Annotated in this window: 15 protein-coding genes; 7 read left to right on the top strand and 8 right to left on the bottom strand. The window is 68.5% G+C overall.

What is annotated here, in order from left to right:
• Positions 1-461: 461 nt before the first annotated feature.
• Both IT306_10660 and IT306_10655 read left to right on the top strand, forming a co-directional pair.
• Entirely contained in the window at positions 462-1,577 is a 1,116-nt protein-coding gene (locus IT306_10660) for an LLM class flavin-dependent oxidoreductase (GenBank protein ID MCC7368875.1), read from the top strand.
• Positions 1,578-1,587: 10 nt separating this feature from the next.
• Positions 1,588-2,307 carry an alpha/beta hydrolase gene (locus tag IT306_10655; GenBank protein ID MCC7368874.1) on the top strand — a complete coding sequence of 240 codons (720 nt, stop codon included), beginning with the start codon at positions 1,588-1,590 and terminating at the stop codon, positions 2,305-2,307.
• Between the two features lie 50 nt (positions 2,308-2,357).
• On the opposite strand, the gene hemL is transcribed toward IT306_10655, so the two are convergent.
• The 4 genes from hemL to IT306_10635 all read right to left on the bottom strand — a co-directional run bounded on the left by hemL (position 2,358) and on the right by IT306_10635 (position 8,566).
• Positions 2,358-3,680, bottom strand: a complete 1,323-nt coding sequence (gene hemL / locus IT306_10650) for a glutamate-1-semialdehyde 2,1-aminomutase (GenBank protein MCC7368873.1) — start codon at positions 3,678-3,680, stop codon at positions 2,358-2,360.
• Positions 3,681-3,779: 99 nt separating this feature from the next.
• On the bottom strand, positions 3,780-5,108 hold the full coding sequence (locus IT306_10645) for a glutamyl-tRNA reductase (GenBank protein ID MCC7368872.1): 1,329 nt from the start codon (positions 5,106-5,108) through the stop codon (positions 3,780-3,782).
• A 259-nt stretch (positions 5,109-5,367) separates the two neighbouring features.
• Complete coding sequence (locus IT306_10640; GenBank protein ID MCC7368871.1) at positions 5,368-7,260, bottom strand: hypothetical protein; 1,893 nt, start codon at positions 7,258-7,260, stop codon at positions 5,368-5,370.
• A gap of 16 nt (positions 7,261-7,276) precedes the next feature.
• On the bottom strand, positions 7,277-8,566 hold the full coding sequence (locus IT306_10635) for a Glu/Leu/Phe/Val dehydrogenase (GenBank protein ID MCC7368870.1): 1,290 nt from the start codon (positions 8,564-8,566) through the stop codon (positions 7,277-7,279).
• Between the two features lie 365 nt (positions 8,567-8,931).
• Here IT306_10635 and IT306_10630 point away from each other — a divergent pair, with 365 nt between their 5' ends.
• Positions 8,932-10,098: an LL-diaminopimelate aminotransferase gene (locus IT306_10630; GenBank protein ID MCC7368869.1), complete on the top strand. Its 1,167-nt coding sequence runs from the start codon at positions 8,932-8,934 to the stop codon at positions 10,096-10,098.
• A 112-nt stretch (positions 10,099-10,210) separates the two neighbouring features.
• On the top strand, positions 10,211-10,681 hold the full coding sequence (locus IT306_10625; protein MCC7368868.1) for a hypothetical protein: 471 nt from the start codon (positions 10,211-10,213) through the stop codon (positions 10,679-10,681).
• Here IT306_10625 and miaA read toward each other — a convergent pair.
• Entirely contained in the window at positions 10,646-11,581 is a 936-nt protein-coding gene (gene miaA, locus IT306_10620; GenBank protein MCC7368867.1) for a tRNA (adenosine(37)-N6)-dimethylallyltransferase MiaA, read from the bottom strand. The genes IT306_10625 and miaA overlap by 36 nt on opposite strands.
• Before the next feature lie 122 nt (positions 11,582-11,703).
• On the opposite strand from miaA, the gene IT306_10615 reads away from it, so the two are divergent.
• A complete protein-coding gene (locus IT306_10615) occupies positions 11,704-12,738 on the top strand; it encodes a polyprenyl synthetase family protein (protein MCC7368866.1) in 1,035 nt (344 codons plus the stop codon).
• Here IT306_10615 and hemW read toward each other — a convergent pair.
• Positions 12,718-13,956 (bottom strand): radical SAM family heme chaperone HemW, encoded by a 1,239-nt coding sequence (gene hemW, locus IT306_10610; GenBank protein ID MCC7368865.1) that lies wholly within the window; start codon positions 13,954-13,956, stop codon positions 12,718-12,720. The two genes, IT306_10615 and hemW, sit on opposite strands and share 21 nt — an antisense overlap.
• Positions 13,957-14,151: 195 nt before the next feature.
• On the opposite strand from hemW, the gene IT306_10605 reads away from it, so the two are divergent.
• Complete coding sequence (locus IT306_10605) at positions 14,152-14,628, top strand: AAA family ATPase (GenBank protein MCC7368864.1); 477 nt, start codon at positions 14,152-14,154, stop codon at positions 14,626-14,628.
• A gap of 11 nt (positions 14,629-14,639) precedes the next feature.
• Here IT306_10605 and IT306_10600 read toward each other — a convergent pair whose 3' ends face one another.
• Positions 14,640-15,617, bottom strand: a complete 978-nt coding sequence (locus IT306_10600; GenBank protein MCC7368863.1) for a CvpA family protein — start codon at positions 15,615-15,617, stop codon at positions 14,640-14,642.
• Positions 15,618-15,744: 127 nt separating this feature from the next.
• Here IT306_10600 and aspS point away from each other — a divergent pair, with 127 nt between their 5' ends.
• Positions 15,745-17,511: an aspartate--tRNA ligase gene (aspS, locus tag IT306_10595; protein MCC7368862.1), complete on the top strand. Its 1,767-nt coding sequence runs from the start codon at positions 15,745-15,747 to the stop codon at positions 17,509-17,511.
• 132 nt (positions 17,512-17,643) lie between these two features.
• Here aspS and IT306_10590 read toward each other — a convergent pair whose 3' ends face one another.
• Positions 17,644-18,273 carry a 50S ribosomal protein L25 gene (locus tag IT306_10590; protein ID MCC7368861.1) on the bottom strand — a complete coding sequence of 210 codons (630 nt, stop codon included), beginning with the start codon at positions 18,271-18,273 and terminating at the stop codon, positions 17,644-17,646.
• Positions 18,274-18,762: the final 489 nt, after the last annotated feature.

Here is an 18,762-nt window from a genome sequence, read left to right as displayed (position 1 = left end):
TTGGTGTCCCCGAAGCATCATGGAACGGGCGGTCGGGGACTGAAGTCCCCGCCTACAGTCATGCCGTCGCTGCGCGACGGCCGCCGGGAACGGCAGGCACTGGTGCGACTGGAGCGTCGCGCAGCGACTGCAGGCTGGTAGGCGGGGCTTTCAAGCCCCGACGCGGCGGCACGACGACATCAACATGCAATCGCCCTGGCTATGCCGCGCGAGACATTGACGGCTGCCCGAGAGGATAGGTATCGTGCCTGCCACGGGCCAGGGCGCGACATCCGGCCGGCTGCCCGCACCATCGGCGACGACGCCGTTTCTGGCACGCTCGTCCTCAGGCTCGCCGGCCCGACGCAGGTCGTCGGCAGGCCATCCTCCACGGATGCCACCCGGCAGCCTCGGGACCGACCGTCGCGGGCCGCGATCCAGCGGAGCGGCGCAGGACGAAACTGCGCCAGGAGAAGAGCACCATGCGCTACGGATACTTCATGATGCCGATGCATCCGCCCGGGTCGTTCCTGGCGGATACGCTCGACCACGACCTGCGACAGGTCCAGCGTCTTGACGAGCTGGGCTTCAATGAGGCCTGGATCGGCGAGCACTTCACTGCCGAGTGGGAGAACATCCCGTCGCCGGAGATCTTCATCGCGGCGGCGCTCCAGCGCACCAAGCAGATTCAGCTTGGCACTGGCGTCACCTGCCTCCCGAACCACAACCCGTTCCACCTGGCGCATCGCATCGCCCAGCTCGACCACATGGCGCGGGGACGCTTTATGTGGGGGGTCGGCTCGGGCGGCTTCATCGGCGACTTCCAGGTCATGGACATCGACCCGACGACGGGCATCCAGCGCAAGATCACAGCCGAGGCCGTCGACGCCGTGCTCGGGTTGTGGGCCGGCGCGGACCCGGGCTCTTACGCATCGCAGACCTGGAAATACACGGTCCCTGAGCCAGACATGACGGTCGCCAAGCACCTGCACATCAAGCCGTTCCAGCAGCCGCACCCGCCGATCGCCGTGGCTGGCGTCTCCGAGAAGTCGGACACGCTGACGATGGCCGGCGAGCGCGGCTGGTGGCCGATCAGCATCAACTTCGTGCCGCCGCGCGTGCTGAAGACGCACTGGACGAGCTTCGCCGATGCCGCCGCGCGGGCCGGCCGCACGCCGAGCCGCTCGGACTGGCGCATCTCGCGGACGATCCACGTCTCGGAGACGAACGCGCAGGCCAGGGCCGAGGCGCTCTCCGGCGCGATCGACCGCGACTTCACGGACTACTTCATCCCGCTGCTGGGACAGGGACGAGGCTTGAACGCTCTGAAGGTCGATACGTCGATGCCCGACAGCGACCTCAGCACCGAGTACATGATCGACAGCGGCATCTTCATCGTCGGAGACCCTGACACCGTCGCCGCGAAGCTGCGCGCCCTCTACGACGAGGTCGGCGGGTTCGGCGGCGTGCTGGCCCTGGCCGCCGAATGGGATGACTTCGCGATCTGGGACCGTTCGATGACGCTGCTGGCGCAGGACGTGATGCCGAAGGTGGCGGACCTGACGGGCGCGCCGGCGACGGCGTCGGCGACGGCCTGATCGGGGGACGATGGTGGCTACGTTTGTCGTCGCGCACGGAGCCTGGTCGTCGGGCTTCGCCTGGAAGAAGGTCCGGCCGCTCCTGCGAGCGGCCGGCCATGAGGTCTTCACGCCGAGCTACACGGGCCTGGGCGAGCGGTCGCACCTCGCCACACCCGAGGTCAACCTCTCCACTCACATTCAGGATGTCGTGAACACCCTCTTCTACGAGGATCTGCACGACGTGATCCTGCTGGGGCACAGTTACGGCGGCATGGTCGCCACCGGGGTCGCGGACCGTGCGAGCGAGCGCATCCGCAAGGTCGTCTACCTCGACGCCTTCGTGCCGCGAGACGGGCAGTCGCTGTCGGACCTGACCCAGCGGCCGGCCGACGCGCCGCCGGACGCACCGACCGGCGGGCCGCCCGAGCCAGAGGGCTGGCTGGTGCCGCCGATGCCGACCTCGGCCGACGCGTCAGACGCCGACAAGGCGTGGCTGGCCGACCGCCGTGGGCCACAGCCGCGCAAGACGTTCGAAGAGCCGATCTCGCTGACGGGCGCGGTCGAAAAGCTGCCCCGCGTCTACATCTACTGCCTGCAGATCCGCCCCGGCGACGTGTTCGGGCAGTTCGCGGCGCGCGCCCGTGGCGAGCCAGGCTGGCAGTACGAGGAGATCGACGCCACCCACAGCCCGAACGTCACCGCCCCCGAGAAGCTCGTCGAGATCCTGCTGCGGATCGCGAAAGACTGACAGCGGCGAGCAGTGGTAGCGCAGGAGGGGCCGTCGCCCCTCCCAGCCGGTCAGCGGCCGGCCAGCGCCTTGCCGGCCAGCTCGATGGTCCTGTCGATGTCGGCCTCGGTGTGGGCCGCTGAGACGAAGCCCGCCTCGAACTGCGACGGCGCGAGGTAGACGCCGCCGGCCAGCATCGCCCGGAAGTACCGACCATACTGCTCGCGGTCGGCAGAGAGCGCGCTGGTGTAATCTGTCGGCCGGGCGGACGAGAAGAAGCCCGTCATCATCGAGCCGACCCGTGAGACCTGGAGCGGCACGCCCGCCGCCTTCGCGCCGGCTTCGAGGCCGGCAGCCAGCCGGCCGGCCAGCGCGTCAAGCTTCGCGTATGGGTCCGTCTCCTTGAGCACCTGGATGGTCGCGAGGCCGGCCGCCGTCGCCACCGGGTTCCCCGAGAGCGTGCCAGCCTGGTAGGCCGGCCCCAGTGGGGCCAGCACCTCCATGATGTCGCGGCGGCCACCGTACGCCGCCAGCGGCATCCCGCCGCCCACGATCTTGCCCAGGCAGGTCAGGTCAGGCGCGATGTTGAACGCCGCCTGCGCCCCGCCCAGCCCGAGCCGGAAGCCGCTCACGACCTCGTCGAAGATCAGGAGTGCACCGTGCCGCTTCGTGACCTCGCGCAGGCCGGCCAGGAAGCCGTCTGCCGGCGGGATCACGCCCATGTTCGCGGCAATCGGCTCCACGATCACGGCGGCGATCTGCCCCGGGAACTTCTCGAACGCGCCCCGCACAGCTTCCAGGTCGTTGTACGGCGTCGAGATCGTCTCGGCGGCCACGGCCTCCGAGACGCCTGCGCTGTCCGGCGTGCCGAAGGTCAGCGCGCCGGAGCCGGCCTTGACCAGCAAGCTGTCGGCGTGGCCATGGTAACAGCCATCGAACTTCAGGATCTTCGAGCGTCCGGTGAAGGCGCGGGCCACCCGCAGCGCGCTCATGCAGGCCTCGGTGCCGGAGCTGACCAGCCGCATCAGCTCCAGGCTCGGCATCGCCTCCTGAATCAGCTCGGCCAGCAGCACCTCGCGCTCGGTCGGCGCGCCGAAGCTCGTCCCGTACGCCGCCGCCTCCTGAATCGCCGCGACGACGGTCGGGTGGGCGTGCCCGAGGATCAACGGCCCCCAGGACGCGAGATAGTCGATGTAGCGGTTGCCGTCCACGTCTTCGACCGTCGCGCCGAACCCACGTCTAATGTAGACCGGGCCGCCGCCCACGGCTTTGAACGCCCGCACCGGGCTGTTCACACCGGCGGGAATGCGCTTGAGGGCGCGGGCCTCCAGGGCCGCGGAAGCGTCGCGCGGTCGCTCTGACTCGGCGGTGATCGCCGTCACCTGTCCAGACATCCGTCTCTCCTCCCAGACGTTGCCCGGACCACCCTCCCAATGGCGTCCGCTGGCCCGGAACGTCTCTTACCGTTGCGGTGGTTGGGTCAGCGCACGCGCCTAGCTGACAGCGCCTTTGGCGTTCGAGGTCGCCCCGACGAGGCCGGGCATGGCCGGCGTCGCTGGGCGGCTGCCAGTCAGGGCGAACAGTTCGCCGAGCGCCTTCGCCCAGAGCTGGCCGTCCTCGCCCGAGCTGCGCCGCTTCACCTCGACAATCGGCTGGTGCAGCAGCTTCTTGACGATGGCCGCCGTCGTGGCCTCGACCAAGGCCCGCTCGCGATCCGTAGTCGCGCCGTGCAGCGACAGCCCGCGCTCGACTTCCTGCTGCCGGACCCGCTCGGCATGCGCCACCAGATCGGCCACCACCGAGGCGACCATCCGACCCTGCAGCCAGGTCATGAACCGGTCCACCGTCCGCTCGATGTACGCCTCGGCGTCCACGGCGGCCAGTTTCCGGGCGGCGATGCTGGCCTCGCGGGCGGCCTTGAGGTCGTCCACGTCGAACACGGTGCAGCCCGGCACGTCACGGATGTCCGGATCGATGTCGCGCGGGACGGCCACGTCAACCAGCACCAGCGGCCGGTCAGCACGAGTCAGCATCGCCTGCCGCACGGCATCGGCGTGCACCACGAAGTGCGGCGCTGAGGTCGCGCCGATCACCAGGTCGGCCACGGCCAGCGCGTCCGGCAGCGTCTCGATGGTGGCAGCCTCGCAGCCGACCTCGCGCGCCACGGCCCGTGCCGACTCGATCCGCCGGCTCGACACGATCACCGAAGACGCGCCGCTCTGGGCCAGCACCCGGGCCGCCGACTTCCCAACGCTTCCCGCGCCGATCACCAGGGTGACCTTGCCGCCAAGTCCGCCCATCGTCCGCTCGGCGAGGCGGATCGCCGCCGTGCTGACCGAGACGGCGTGCCGCCCGATGCCGCTCTCGGCCCGGACCTGTCCCGCCACCCGCAGCGCATCGTCGAACAGCCGGCGCATCACCACCGAGGCCGCGCCATCGGCGTTCGCGTTCGCCTGAGCCGTCCGCACCTGCCCGGCGATCTCCGGCTCTCCCAGGATCATCGACTCCAGCCCGGTCGCCACGCGGCAGAGATGACGTACTGCATCCGCCCCGAAACGCCGAACCGTCGCGCCGCGAACCTGCGCGTCGGTCAAGCCGCCGCGGCTGGCGAGGTACGCTGTCACCGATTCGGCGCAAGCTGGGGCGTCGCCGGCCAGCACATAGACCTCGACGCGGTTGCAGGTCGAAAGGACAACGGCATCCATCGCGATCTGGCGCAAGTCGTCCAGCACGGCCGGAAGATCGACGCTCTGGATTGCCAGTCGCTCGCGGATAGTCACATCGGCAGTGGCGTGATCCAGGCCGATCTGCAAGAGCTGCATGCCGTCTCCTCGGGGGCCGGGACATTGCATTGGAGGGGAGAGAGGGGGAGCGATGCGGGGATGGGGCAGAAGAGGGGAGTGTTACCGTCGAGTGAACGTCAGAACGCAGGCAGTCGTCGCCCGTGCCGGACATAGGCTACCACAGAAAATCTAGGGAAATCTATGCAGAACTATGCAGAATGTCCCGGATATTCCGGGACAAGCCCGCCGCCGGAGCCCGCCGCGGGGAGACTCCGCCCGCCTGCATCATAGTGAACGGTCAACTCAGGCGAGCGGTGACCGTTTCTCGGGCGCGGTCGGCTCGCCGCGATTCTAGCGAAATCGGGCGTGGCGCGCGTAGGCGTCGCCACGTCAGGGCGCCCGTCCACCAGATGCCGCGCAGCAGCTCGTCCAGCAGGAACAGCACCAGCGGCAGGCCGAACATCGGGATGGCCCGGAAGTTGTGGAGATACCAGAAGCGACCATCCTGGAACCCCATCAGCGAGTAGGCCAGCAGGACGCCCCAGCCGAGATAGACGGTCAGGCGCGTCAACCGTGAGCGAGGGACCAGCGCGGCCGGCATCAGCCCCCAGAGGACGTACCAGGGCCAGAACCACGTCAGCGTGACGTACTCCAGCACCAGGCAGACCCCGACCCAGGCCGTGGCGAGGCCGGCCGGCGAGCGCGTCCCGAAGATCAGCGCCAGGAGCATCGCCAGCGCGAACGCCCCCCAGCCGACTATCCGAATCTGACGGTTGGCCTCCTGGAGCGTCCACGAGCCGACCGGCCCGACGATCAGCGCCTGCACGATATGGTCGTCGGCGTACTCCGGCGGCGCGTCGATGGGTCCGAGAAACGCCACGTCCGCGTACCCGATGCGCTCGGTGAGCGGGTCGTAGACGCGTAGGCGCTTGTCGCGCTCCGGACCGACCACCAGCAGGCTCGTCCAGGCCGGCAGCGGCTGCACGACCGTGGAGTCGGGCGCGCGGGTCTCGTGCATCACCGTGTCGGTGTGCGTCCCAACCCACCAGCCGCCGAACTGGAGCGGCACCTCAAGATCGTCCGTCGAGGCCCCGAGCGACTTGCGGATCTCGCCCAGGGCTGGCTCGGCAAGGCTGTTGACGTAGCGATCCGCGCCAGACCCGAGCGTTCCGACGGCGAACGTGGCCGGGCCGGCCCAGACCGGCCAGACGATGGCCGTCCCGATGCCGACGGTCAGCAGTCCGGCGACGAGCACGACCCCGAAGCGGGCCAGCCAGGATGGCGAGCGCCGCAGCAGGTAGATCCCCAACAGCGGCAACAGCGCCAGCGCCGTTGCCTTGACCAGCCCGGCCAGCACCACCGCGCCAACCGAGACCGTCGAGAAGATGCCCGGCCGCTGCCATGCCAGCACCAGCCCGAACACGATCAGCGCGGCCATCAGGGCGTCGTTGTGCGCCCCCAGGCCCGACTCGACGATGACGAACGGACTCCAGGCCAGCAAGATCGTGCCCGCGAGCGCCCGCTCAGGGTCGTTGTGGCGGAGCAGCAACAGCACCAGCAGGGCGGCCCCCAGCACGCTCGCCGACTCGACCAGCCGGAACAGCACCACCGCCAGCCCGACGTCGCCGCCGACCGATGCGGCGATCCACCCCGAGATGAGCGTCCAGAGCGGACCGTAGAAGCTCGGGACGTGCATCCAGAACACGTACGGCAGGAACGGATCGCCGGGAAATTGGGCGGGCGTCTGGCTGTATGGACTCTGCCCGTACACGGAGAAGATCCGTCCGTACATCCCGTAGCTGTAGACATCGCCCGAGAAGGCGTACGGCGAGACGACCATCAGGGCCTGCGCGGCCACGGCCACGCCGAAGACGACCGTCACACCCAGGACGGTCAGCCGCCCACGCCCCAGGCACATCGCCACGACGTACAGGAGGTACAGCGCCGTCAGCGCGATAGCCAGATCGACGGCGGCAGCAGCGTGCAGTTGCGCCGCCGACTCCGGGATCAGTTCGGGGACCGGCCCCGGATCCTCGAAGCTGGCCAGCGTGAACGGCAGGCTGGCAGCCACCGGTGTGTACGTGGTGGACGACAGGTAGGTGACGCTCGGCAGCAGCCAGCAGTACGCAAGCAGGCTCGCCGCCCCGACGGCGGCGAGCCCGAGATCCCGCAGAAGCAGCCTGATCGACACGATCCCGCGCGGCAGCCTACGGATAGATGCCCCGCGTGAGCGTCGCTTCGGCCACGCGCCCGACCGCCAGCATGTAGGCCGCCGTCCGCATGTCCACCTCGTGCTCGCGGGACATGTGGAGCACGTCGTCGAAGGCGCGGGTCATGATCCGCCGCAGCCGGGCGTTGATCTCTTCGAGCGTCCAGAAGAACGCCTCGCGGTCCTGCACCCACTCGAAGTACGAGACCGTCACGCCGCCGGCGTTGCAGAGAATATCCGGGATGATCGTGACGCCGCGCTCGCGCAGGATCTGGTCCGCTTCGGGGGTAGTGGGGCCGTTTGCGCCCTCGGCGATCAGCTTCGCCTTGACATTGTGAACGTTGCGGACGGTGATCTGCCCCTCGATGGCGGCCGGCACCAGGATGTCGCAATCGACCTCGAACAGGGCCTCGCGGCCGATCCTCTCGGTGCGCGGCGTCCCGACGATGCTGCCGGTCTCCTGGCGCTGACGCTGCGCCAGCCCGAGGTCGATGCCGTCGCCCCGGAAGACGGCGCCCTCAGAGTCGCCAATCGCGACGATCTTCGCGCCGGCCTCGCTGAGGAAGCGGGCTGCCGCCGATCCGACATTGCCGAACCCCTGGAGGACGACTCTGGCGCCCTTGAGGTCGAGCTTGATCGCCTTGGCGGCCTCCTGGACACAGTAGACGAGGCCACGTCCGGTGGCGTCCTGCCGCCCCTCCGAGCCGCCGATGGCGATCGGCTTGCCCGTGACCACGCCCGGCACCGAGTACCCCTGGTGCATCGAGATCGTGTCCATCATCCAGGCCATCGTCTGGGCATTGGTGTTCAGGTCCGGGGCCGGGATGTCGCTCTCGGGGCCGAGAAGGATCGAGATCTCGGTGGTGTAGCGGCGGGTCAGCCGCTCCAGCTCCCGCAGCGAGAGCTCCTTCGGGTTGCAGACGACCGCGCCCTTCGCACCCCCGTACGGGATCCGCACGACGGCGCACTTCCAGGTCATCCACATCGCCAGCGCTTTGACCTCGTCCAGGGTGACGCCGGGGTGGTAGCGAATGCCGCCCTTGGCCGGCCCGCGATGCAGGCTGTGCTGGACGCGGTAGCCGGTGAAGACGGCGACGCTGCCGTCGTCCATTTCGACCGGGAAGTGCACGGTCAGCTCACGGCGCGGCTCCCTGAGCACGGCGCGCACACTGGGATTCAGTCGAAGATGGTCGGCGGCAACCTCATACTGCGTCTGCGCGATGGCAAACGGCGATTCGCTGCTCCTGCCGACCTCTGGTCCGCTGGTTGTCACGGTGTCCTCCGCCATGGTGGCTGGCATTCGTTGATGTGGGAACGGCATCGTGGCGCACTGCGTGGGCGGCACAAAAATCGGCCGTCCGAGCAGCGGGATGCTGTCAGATCGGCCTGCCGCGCCCCACGAGTACCGCCGGCGGCCCAGTGTCCGCCCGGCCCGAGTCCAAAACCAGCCGTCTCGACAAGCGACGCTGCGTGCCGAATCTCCGGAAAGTGTACCACGGGTGCGGCCCGTCTGAGCCTGTTCTGACCGCCTCTCGGCGACCGGAACGGCCTGCGACGGGTCTGCTACGATACCGCCATTCATATCGAGTCAGCGCCCGCGCCCGGCCAGCGTGACCGGCAGATGAGGCCCGGGCGGGCAATGGGAGGCTCCCCGTGCAGAAGGCCGAACGGCTGGGCAAGCTGCCGCCGTACCTGTTCGTGACGATTCGCAACAAGATCCGCGAGGCCCGCGAGCGCGGCGTGGACGTCATCAGCCTGGGCGTCGGCGACCCCGACCAGCCGACCCCGCCGCACGTCGTCCAGGCGTTGCAACAGGCCGCCGAGGATCCGGCCAACCACGTCTACCCGACCGACGAAGAGAAGGGGATGCTCAAGTTCCGTCAGTCGGTTGCGACATGGTACGACCAGCGCTTCGGCGTCAAGCTGGACCCCGAGAAGGAAGTCCTGGCGCTGATCGGCAGCAAGGAGGGGAACCACCACCTCTGCCTCGCCACGCTGAACCCCGGCGACACGGCGATCCTGCCCGATCCCGGCTACCCGGCCTACTTCGCGAGCGCCGTGTTCGCCGGCGCGGAGGTGGCGCGAATCCCGCTCTCGCGCGAGGACGGCTTCCTGCCCCGCTTCGACAAGATCCCCGAAGAGCTGTCGAAGACGGCGAAGCTGCTGTTCCTCTGCTACCCGAACAACCCGACGGGGGCGGTCGCCACGCTGGAGTTCTGGCAGGAGGCCGTGGCCTGGGCCAAGAAGTACGACGTGATCCTGGTGAACGATCACCCGTACAGCGAGGTCACGTTTGACGGCTACCGCTCGGTGAGCATCCTCGAAGCTGAGGGCGCGATGGACGTGGCGGTCGAGTTCAACTCGCTGTCGAAGCCGTACAACATGACCGGCTGGCGGATCGGTATGGCTGTTGGCAACGCCGACCTGATCGCCGGCATCTCCCAGGTCAAGGAGAACACGGACTCGGGCATCTTCAACGCGATCCAGTACGCCGGCATCGCGGCGCTGGAGGGGCCGCAGGACGGCTCCAGGGCGCTGATGGAGATGTACAAGGCCCGCCGCGACCGGGTGCTGGAGACGCTGCGCGCCATCGGCCTCAATCCCGACGTGCCGAAGGCTACCTTCTACGTCTGGTCGCCGACGCCGGCCGGGATGACCTCGGCCGACTTCGCGGCGGCAGTGCTGGACAAGGCTGGCGTGGTGGTGACCCCTGGCCGTGGCTACGGCGAGCAGGGCGAGGGCTTCTTCCGGATCTCGCTGACCATCGCCGACGCGCGCCTGGACGAGGCGCTGGCCCGCATCAAGGCGGCCTTCGCGTAACCTCGACGCCCAATCGTTGACATGGCACCCTCGCCCCGGGCACAACGTTGTCCGTGGACGAGGGTGCCTTCATGTCCCATCCGCAAGCGCCGCAGCCGGCCGCCGGGCGAACGTGACCGAGTTGATCGCCAGCATCTCGCGCAATCCATTTGACCCGGCTGCAATCGCCGGTGCATGGATCGTGCTGCTTACACTCGGCTTCGCGATTCGCCGCTGCTTACGTCGAGTTGCGATTGTTGAAATCGCCGTATGGTGGTATGTCATCGCTGGCCTGATGGAGTGGAGTCTCTTTACGCTTAGACATCTTGAGAATCGTGGCGATGTCGCAATGCAGATGGAGACTCCAGTCATCAGCATCATGCTCGGTACGATCAGCTACACGATCATGTCACTGATCTGGCCGCTATTCATGATGTTTGTCACCACGTGGTTCTCAGCTGTGCCAGAGGTGCTCAGCCGAATCATCGGACAGGCTGCGATCTCACAGGCCGTCGCCGCTTTGGTCGCACCAGTGGTGACGCTGCTGCTGCGACGCCGGGACCGGCGGTCAGCGGCCCGACAGGAACGGCTCGGCCAGGGCTGAGGCGTCATCCAGGGCGCTCGGGCCAGCTTCCAGCCAGTGGTAGCCCGGCTGCGACTTGAGCCAGCCCGTCTGGCGGCGCACGTAGGCGTGGATCGCCCATTTGGTCTTCTGGGCCGCCTCTTCCAGGGTCATCCGCCCCTTCGCGACGGCCACCATCTCGCGATAGCCATGCGACGAGATCGATGGCAACGTCTCGTCATAGCCGCGCGCCAGCAGGCTACGTGCCTCGTCCAGCCAGCCGGCCGCGATCATCGCGTCTACGCGCAGATCGACCCGACGGTAGATCTCCGGGCGGGGCATCGAGAGCACCAGCCGGACGGCCGGCAGCGGCGTCCCCCGCACCTGCCCGACCTCCGAGAACGGCCGGCCGAGCGTGATCGTCACTTCCAGCGCCCGCACCATCCGCCGCACGTTGCGCCGCTCGATGCTGGCAGCGGAGGCCGGGTCGAGCGCCAGCAGGTGGGCGTAGAGCGCCTCCGGGCCGTGCTCGGCGGCCTCCCGTTCAAGCTCGGCGCGCAGTTCCGGGTTCGGCGGCACCTGCGGCGGCTCGATCCGGTCGACGACGGCCTGGATATAGTGCCACGAGCCGCCCACCACCCACGCGATCTTGCCCTTCGCGGCAAACTCCAGCAGCACCCGGTCGGCATCTTCGCGGTACTGGGTCACCGAGAAGGACGTGGCCGGATCCACGTAGTCGATCAGGTGATGCGGCGCGCGGGCCAGCTCCTCGGGCGTCGGCTTGGCGGTGCCGATGTCGAGGTACTTGTAGATCTGGCGCGAGTCGATGGACACGACCTCGCCGCCGAACCGCTCGACCAGCTGCACGGCCAGCGCGGTCTTGCCGGTCCCGGTCGGGCCGGTCAGCACGACGATCCTCGGGGCGGATTCGGGCGTCAACACATGAGTGCCTCGCGTCCAAAGAGGTGCTCACCACCCACCGGCTTGCACACGTCCAGCACGCACAGCGCAGCGGGGTGAGGTCCATCGGTTCGCTGGCACATGGCGCTGCTATACTCGCTCCCGTGTCTACGCTTGATGCGCGACTCGACGACCTGATTCGCCAGATCGACGGCTGGATGCGCCCCTACGTCGAGCAGACCGGTGGCCCGGCCGATCGGTTCTACCAGATGATGGCGTATCACCACGGCTGGGTGAACGCTGACGGCTCGCCGCTCAGCCCGCCAGCCCGCACCGGCAAGCGGATTCGCCCGATCCTCGCCATTCTGGCCTGCGAGGCGTACGGTGGCGAAGCCGAGGATGCGCGCGGACCGGCCGTCGCCATCGAGCTGATTCACAACTTCTCGCTGGTGCACGACGACATTCAGGACGTCAGCGACCAGCGCCACAACCGTGACACCATCTGGAAGCTGTGGGGGCCGGCCCAGGGCATCAATGTCGGGGACGCGCTCTTTGCGCTGGCCCAGGTGGCCCTGGTGGAAGGCACGGCGACGCACCCGCGCCTCGCGGACGGCGTGCTGCTGCTGAATCGCACCTGTGTGCGGCTGGTCGAGGGCCAGTACCTCGACCTCGCGATGGAGTCCGCCGCCGACGTCACCTACGACCAGTACGAGGCGATGATCTCCCGCAAGACGGCGGCGCTGCTCTCCTGCTCGGCGGCCCTCGGCGCGTGGGCCGCCGGCGCCCCGTCCGACGCGATCCAGCGGATCAGCGACTGCATCCGCGAACTGGGCATCGCCTTCCAGCTGCAGGACGATCTGCTCGGCGTCTGGGGCGATCCGAAGATCACGGGCAAGCCGGCCCGCGACGATGTTCGCAGCCGCAAGAAGGCGCTGCCGATGGTGCAGCTCGTTGCGACGGCCACTGGCTCGCTGCGCGCTGAGCTGCTCCAGATCCTGCATGCCGCCGAGACGCCAGACGAGCCGACGGTCGACCAACTGGTCGGCTGGATGGACGAGATGGGCGTGCACGCGCGGGTCACGCAGATGGTGCACGAGCGGTTCGACCGCGCCGAGCGGCTGCTGGGCGAGGCCGTGCCGGCCGGGCAGGACGGCCCGATGCGCGAGCTGTTCGCGAAGCTACGGGTGCGCGACTACTAGCGGGTCGGCGTCGCGAGGGCGGGCCTGCCGGGCACGGTAGCCGGCAAGCGAGCCTTCGAGCCGCACCAGCAACTCGCTGGTCACCAGGATGCTGTCCTCCTGCACGCGCAGGCGACCGTTCGGCATCCACTCCAGGCAGTTGGCCTCCAGCAGCTCGTCGAGCACTGGGGCCGTCGCCGCGCGCACGTCCACGCCGAGGCGCCGGCCCGTCTCATCGAGGTCGATCCCCTCGCGGAGCCGCAGCCCGACCGCCAGCGCATCGCCAAGCTGCGTCAGCGTGTCCGGCCGCTCGTCCTCGACGTGCTCGACGTTGCCCGCTGCCACCGACGCCATATACCGCTTCGGCGAGGGCGTGTTCTTGGTCCGGACGCCGTCAACCCAGCCAGCCGCCCCCGCCCCGACGCCGATGTACGGTTCATCACGCCAGTAGGTCAGGTTATGCCGACTCTCGCGGCCCGGCAGCGACCAGTTGGAGACCTCGTACTGGGCGAAGCCGGCCTCGGCCAATCGGCGGCCGGTGGCAAGGTACTGCTCCGCGATCTCGTCGTCAGGCGGCAGCAGCAGCGTGCCCCGCGCCACGTCGCGGCCCATCGGCACCCGCTCGTCAACCGTCAGGACGTAGCAGGAGAGGTGTTCCGGCCGCGGCTCCAGGGCCGCGTCGAGGGTCGCGAGCCATGTGTTGACCGTCATGCCCGCCAATCCGAGCATGAAGTCCAGGCTGAGGTTGTCGAAGCCGGCCGCACGGGCCGCCGCGACGGCCGCGCGAGCCTCATCAGCCGTGTGCCGCCGGCTGAGGGCCAGCAGCGTCGCGTCGTCCAGGCTCTGCACGCCGATGCTCAGGCGGTTGACGCCGACCTCACGGAACCCGCTCAGCCGCTCGACGGTACACTCGCCGGGATTGGCCTCCAGGGTGATCTCGCACGCGGGGGTCAGGTCGAACGTCTCGGCGGCGGCCGTCAGGATCGTGGCACACTGCTCGGGCATCATCAGGCTGGGCGTGCCGCCGCCGAAGAAGACCGAGTGGACGGGCCGTCGCCGCTGAGCGCGGATCTCCTGCGCCACGGCCAGGACGTAGCGCGGGATCGCGGAGAAGCCCGTCGCCTGCCGGTCGAAGTCGCAGTAGTTGCAGATCGAGACGCAGTACGGAAAATGGACGTACAGCCCGGCCGAGGCGTCGGGTGACAGGCGCTGGGATTCAGGGGCGGGTTCCTGGCTCACAGAGAGAGTGTGACACGCCGGAGCGGGACCGCGCCGAAACAGCCCGCCGGAGGCAGACGAACGGCGTCGTGGTCGCCGGCGTCATGATCGGGGATAGAGCGTCCTGGCAGCGGCCGGGTGTGGCACTCAGGTGTGCTTGCGAGGCTCAAGAGATCCGGTGGAATGGGGTGGAAGCGCGTGGCGACACTTCATCTGATGGTCGGTTTGCCGTGTAGCGGCAAGACCACGCTGGCTCGGCAGCTTGAGGCGAGATACTCCGCGCTTCGGCTGACTCCCGACGAATGGCACATCAGGCTTTTCGGGCATGACTACGGCGACGGCATGTCGGAGTCCGACGAAGCCGAGCATGACGCACGACATGATGCGGTGGAAGCGCTCATGTGGGACGTGGCAGCGCGAGTTCTGGTGCTCGGGGTGGATGTCATCCTGGATTTCGGATGCTGGGTCCGCAGTCAACGAGAGGAGTTCCGGTCCCGGGCCAGAGCGCTCGGGGTCGACTTCGAGCTGCACTTCGCCTCTGCCTCGGAGGACGAGTTGTTGGAACGACTCAGGTCGAGGAATGCGGCGGCTCCCGAGAGCACGTTCTCGATTCCCGAATCAAATCTCATGGAGTGGGTGCGGATCTTCGAGCCTCCATCAGCGGAGGAGCTTGACGTCTCGAAAGATCGCTAGCGCGGGCTGTGTCAGTCGGCGAAGTTCTGGGTGAACATCTTGCCGTGCATGCCGCCGTCCGCCACGCCGATGCCGATGCGCTTGTACCGACCGTTCAGGATGTTCGCGCGGTGGCCGGGGCTGTTCATCAGGCCGTCGTGGGCCACCTGGACCGTCGGCGCGAGCGCCAGGTTCTCCCCTGCTGCCCGGAAGCTGACCCCGCCGGCCCGCATCCGGTCGAAGGGCGATGAGCCGTCCGTGCCCACGTGCGCGAAGTAGCCCTGCTGAAACATCGTCACCGAGTAGCCCCGCGCGACCTCACGGATGGTCGGGTCCAGCACGACCGGTTCCAGCCCGTTCTCGGCGCGGGCGCGGTTGAGCAGCGCCAGCATCTGGGCCTCGGCGTCGGGGTCGATGCGCGGCTCGGCCACCTTGAACGAGAGCGACACCCGCTCGGATGACTCTGGCCGCACGGTCAGGATCGCGATGGACTCCTGCACGGCGTCCCCGACCACGCCGCCGAGCGCCCGCTGCACGTTCTCGGCCCGGGCCGCCAGCCGCGAGCCGAGCTGTGAGTCCCGCACGGCGTCGGTGATCGGGTCGGGCAGTGGCAGCGCCGAGACGATCGACAGCGTGAGCATGCCGACCAGGACACCGCGCATCAGCCCGGTGACGAGGCCGAGCGCCCGTCCGGCCGTCGAGCCGCCGATGTCCCGCACCGAGGACGCGGCGACCCGGCGGACGGTCAGGCCGTAGACGAAGCCGGTCACGGTCCAGACCAGCCCAAAGCCGAGCGGCTTGGCGAGACCGTACCCCAGCCCGAACTGCTCGACCAGCCAGCCAGACGCAGCAGGGTAGAGCAGCAGCGCGGCCAGCAACGCCACCAGCAGCCCTGCCAGCTCCACCAGCCCGTGCAGGAAGCCGAAGCGGACGTCCTCCAGCACGTAGACGCCGACCACAATCAGCACCAGCAGATCGACGAGGGTGGCAGCGTTTGCAGGCAGCGGCATACTGCCTGAGGATGCACGGATCGGGCCGCGCGCTGCCAGCGTTCTCGGATCAGGTTGCTCGGGCTGCCAGGAGGACATACTCCGTCGGCGGCTCGGGCGGCGCACAGGCAGCGGATATAATGCCGGCGTGCGAAGAACACATACATGCGGTCAGGTCAGCGCGGCCGACGTCGGTCGCCGGGTCCTTCTCCAGGGTTGGCTTCATCGGAGCCGCGATCATGGCGGGTTGATCTTCAGCGACCTGCGGGATCGGTCTGGCCTGGTGCAGCTCGTGTTCAACCCGGATCGTGCAGCCGAGGCGCACGCGCTCGCCAGCGAGTGCCGCGCCGAGTACGTCCTCGAGGTCGAAGGCGAGGTCAGCCGTCGTCCACCGGGCACGGAGAACCCGAGTCTGGCAACCGGCGAGATCGAGATCCTGGCCGACCGTCTGACGGTCCTCAATCCATCGCAGCCGCTGCCGTTCTCGGTGGCCGACGACAGCGATGTGGACGAGCAGGTTCGCCTTCGCTACCGCTACCTCGACCTCCGCCGTCCGAAGATGGCGCAGAACCTCGTGCTGCGGCACAAGGTCGTCAAGCACATCCGCGATTTCCTGGACGCTGAGGGCTTCCTCGAAGTCGAGACGCCGGTCCTGATGAAGAGTACGCCGGAAGGCGCGCGCGACTACCTCGTGCCGAGCCGCCTGCGGCCGGGCGAGTTCTACGCGCTGCCGCAGTCGCCCCAGCAGCTCAAGCAGCTGCTGATGGTCGCTGGCGTGGACCGCTACTTCCAGGTCGCCCGCTGTTTCCGCGACGAAGACCTTCGCGCCGATCGGCAGCCAGAGTTCACCCAGCTCGACCTGGAGATGAGCTTCGTCGATCAGGATGACATCCTCGACGTGATCGAGCGCTTGTTCACCAGCCTGACCGCGTCGCTGACCGATTTCACGGTCGACAAGCCGTTCACCCGTCTGACCTACCGGCAGGCGATGGACCGCTACGGCGACGACAAGCCCGATCTCCGCTTCGGCATGGAGATCGTCGATCTCTCGGACATCGCGCGGGGCAGCAGCTTCGGCGTGTTCCGGTCGGCGGTCGAGGGCGGGGGCGTGGTGCGCGCCATCGTCGCGCCGGGCGCGGCCGGCTTCAGCCGGCGGCAGCTTTCCGAGCTGGAGGAGATGGCGAAGTCGTTCGGCGCGGGCGGGCTGGCCTGGGCCGCCTTCAGCGCAGACGGGGTCCGCTCGTCGTTCGCCCGCAACCTGGGTGAGGGCGAGATCGACGCCATCCGGGCGGCTGGCAAGATCGGCGATGGCGACCTGCTCCTGGTGGTGGCCGGCGACTACGCGATGGCCTGCAACGTGCTCGGTCGGCTGCGCAACGAGCTTGGCGCGCGCCTCGGGCTGATCGACGAGTCGCGGATGGCCTACGGCTTTATCACCGAGTTCCCCTACTTCGAGGCGGACGACAACGGCGGCGTGACGTTCGTCCACCATCCGTTCACGATGCCCTGGGAAGAGGACATCCCCTTCATCGAGTCGGATCCGCTGCGGGTCCGCGCCAAGGCGTACGACCTGATCGCGAACGGCTTCGAGCTGGCGAGCGGCAGCATCCGGATCCACCGCCAGGACATCCAGCAGGCGGTCTTCCGGGCGCTCGGTCTCAACGCCGAGCAGATCGAGACGCGGTTCGGGCACATGCTCCGCGCGTTCGAGCTTGGCGCGCCGCCGCACGGCGGCATCGCGCCCGGTATCGACCGGCTGGTGATGCTGCTGGCCCGCGAGCGCAGCATCCGCGAGGTGATCGCCTTCCCGAAGAACCAGAGCGCCGCGGACCTGATGATGGGCGCGCCGTCGCCCGTCGAGGAGACGCAGCTTCGGGATCTCGGGCTGGCCCTGCGGCCTCAATCCGGCCGGTAGTACTCTGCCACGCCGAACGTGATGGGCGGGCACCGGGGAATGAGAGACACAGACAAGCCCCGCGTCAGTTGACGCGGGGCTTGTCGCGTTCCTGGAGTGTTGGCGAGCCGCGTCGGCCCGCCGGCTGGGGCTCTACTCGGACTCGCCCTCGGCCTCAGCGCCCTCTCCGATCTCGGCGGTGACGGGAGCCTCGGCGGCCTCCTCGACCTCGACGGTCGGGGCCATGATCTTGACGACGAGGTCGTCGCCGTCGGTGAGAATCGTGACGCCCTGCGGAGCGGTCAGGTCGCGAACGTAGATGCTGGCGTCGATCTCGGCCAGCCCGGTGATGTCCACCTCGATGGCCTCCGGCAGATCGGCCGGCAGGCACTCGACGTTGACCGTCGCGTGCGACTGGAGCGCCATGCCGCCCAGCGTCTTCACGGCCGGGGCCTCGCCCACCAGCCGCACCGGCACGTCGATACGCATCGTCTGGTTCATCGCCACGCGGACAAAGTCCACATGCAACAACTCACCCTTGTAGGGGTGGCGCTGCCAGTCCTTGACCAGGACGGTCGTCTTCTCGCTGCCCACAGACAGGGACACCAGATGGGTGCGGCCAGCCCGGCGGATCGTCTGCTCGACATCCTTGGCGCCGACCTGCACCGGGGTGGAAGCTGACTGACCGTAGACGTTTGCCGGGACCACACCCTGCCGGCGAAGGAAACGAACCTTCTTCCCGACGACGGAGCGCGGCTCGGCCCGTAGTTCGAAATTGCTCATGAGAAGCCTCCCGGCGCCGAGCGGCGCCAAGAGAGTGAGTATACTGGCGGTCTTGCACTTCGGCAAATCGAGTGGGACACGAGCGCGGCCCCAGCGACGTTCCATGGCGATTGCATGTTGATGTCGTCGTGCCGCCTCGTCGGGGCTTGAAAGCCCCGCCTACCATCCTGCAGTCGCTGCGCGACGCGCCAGTCGCTCCAGTGCCTGCCGTTCCCGACGGCCGTCGCGCAGCGACGGTGTGACTGTAGACGGGGGTTTCAACCCCCGACCGACCGTTCCATGATGCTTCGGGGGCACCAATGAACATGCAATCGCCCTGATGCTGCTACCAGCGCAATCGTATGTTGATGTCGTCGTGCCGCCGCGTCGGGGCTTGAAAGCCCCGCCTACCATCCTGCAGTCGCTGCGCGACGCTCCAGGCTCGCCAGCCCCGGCCGGGCCCGACGGCCGTCGCGCAGCGACGGCGTGACTGTAGGCGGGGACTTCAGT

It is taken from the genome of Chloroflexota bacterium (assembly GCA_020850535.1).
Taxonomy (GTDB): Bacteria; Chloroflexota; UBA6077; order UBA6077; family JACCZL01; genus JADZEM01.
The sequence above is the reverse complement of the archived record's forward strand: the minus strand, read 5'-3'. Positions and strand labels throughout refer to the sequence as shown.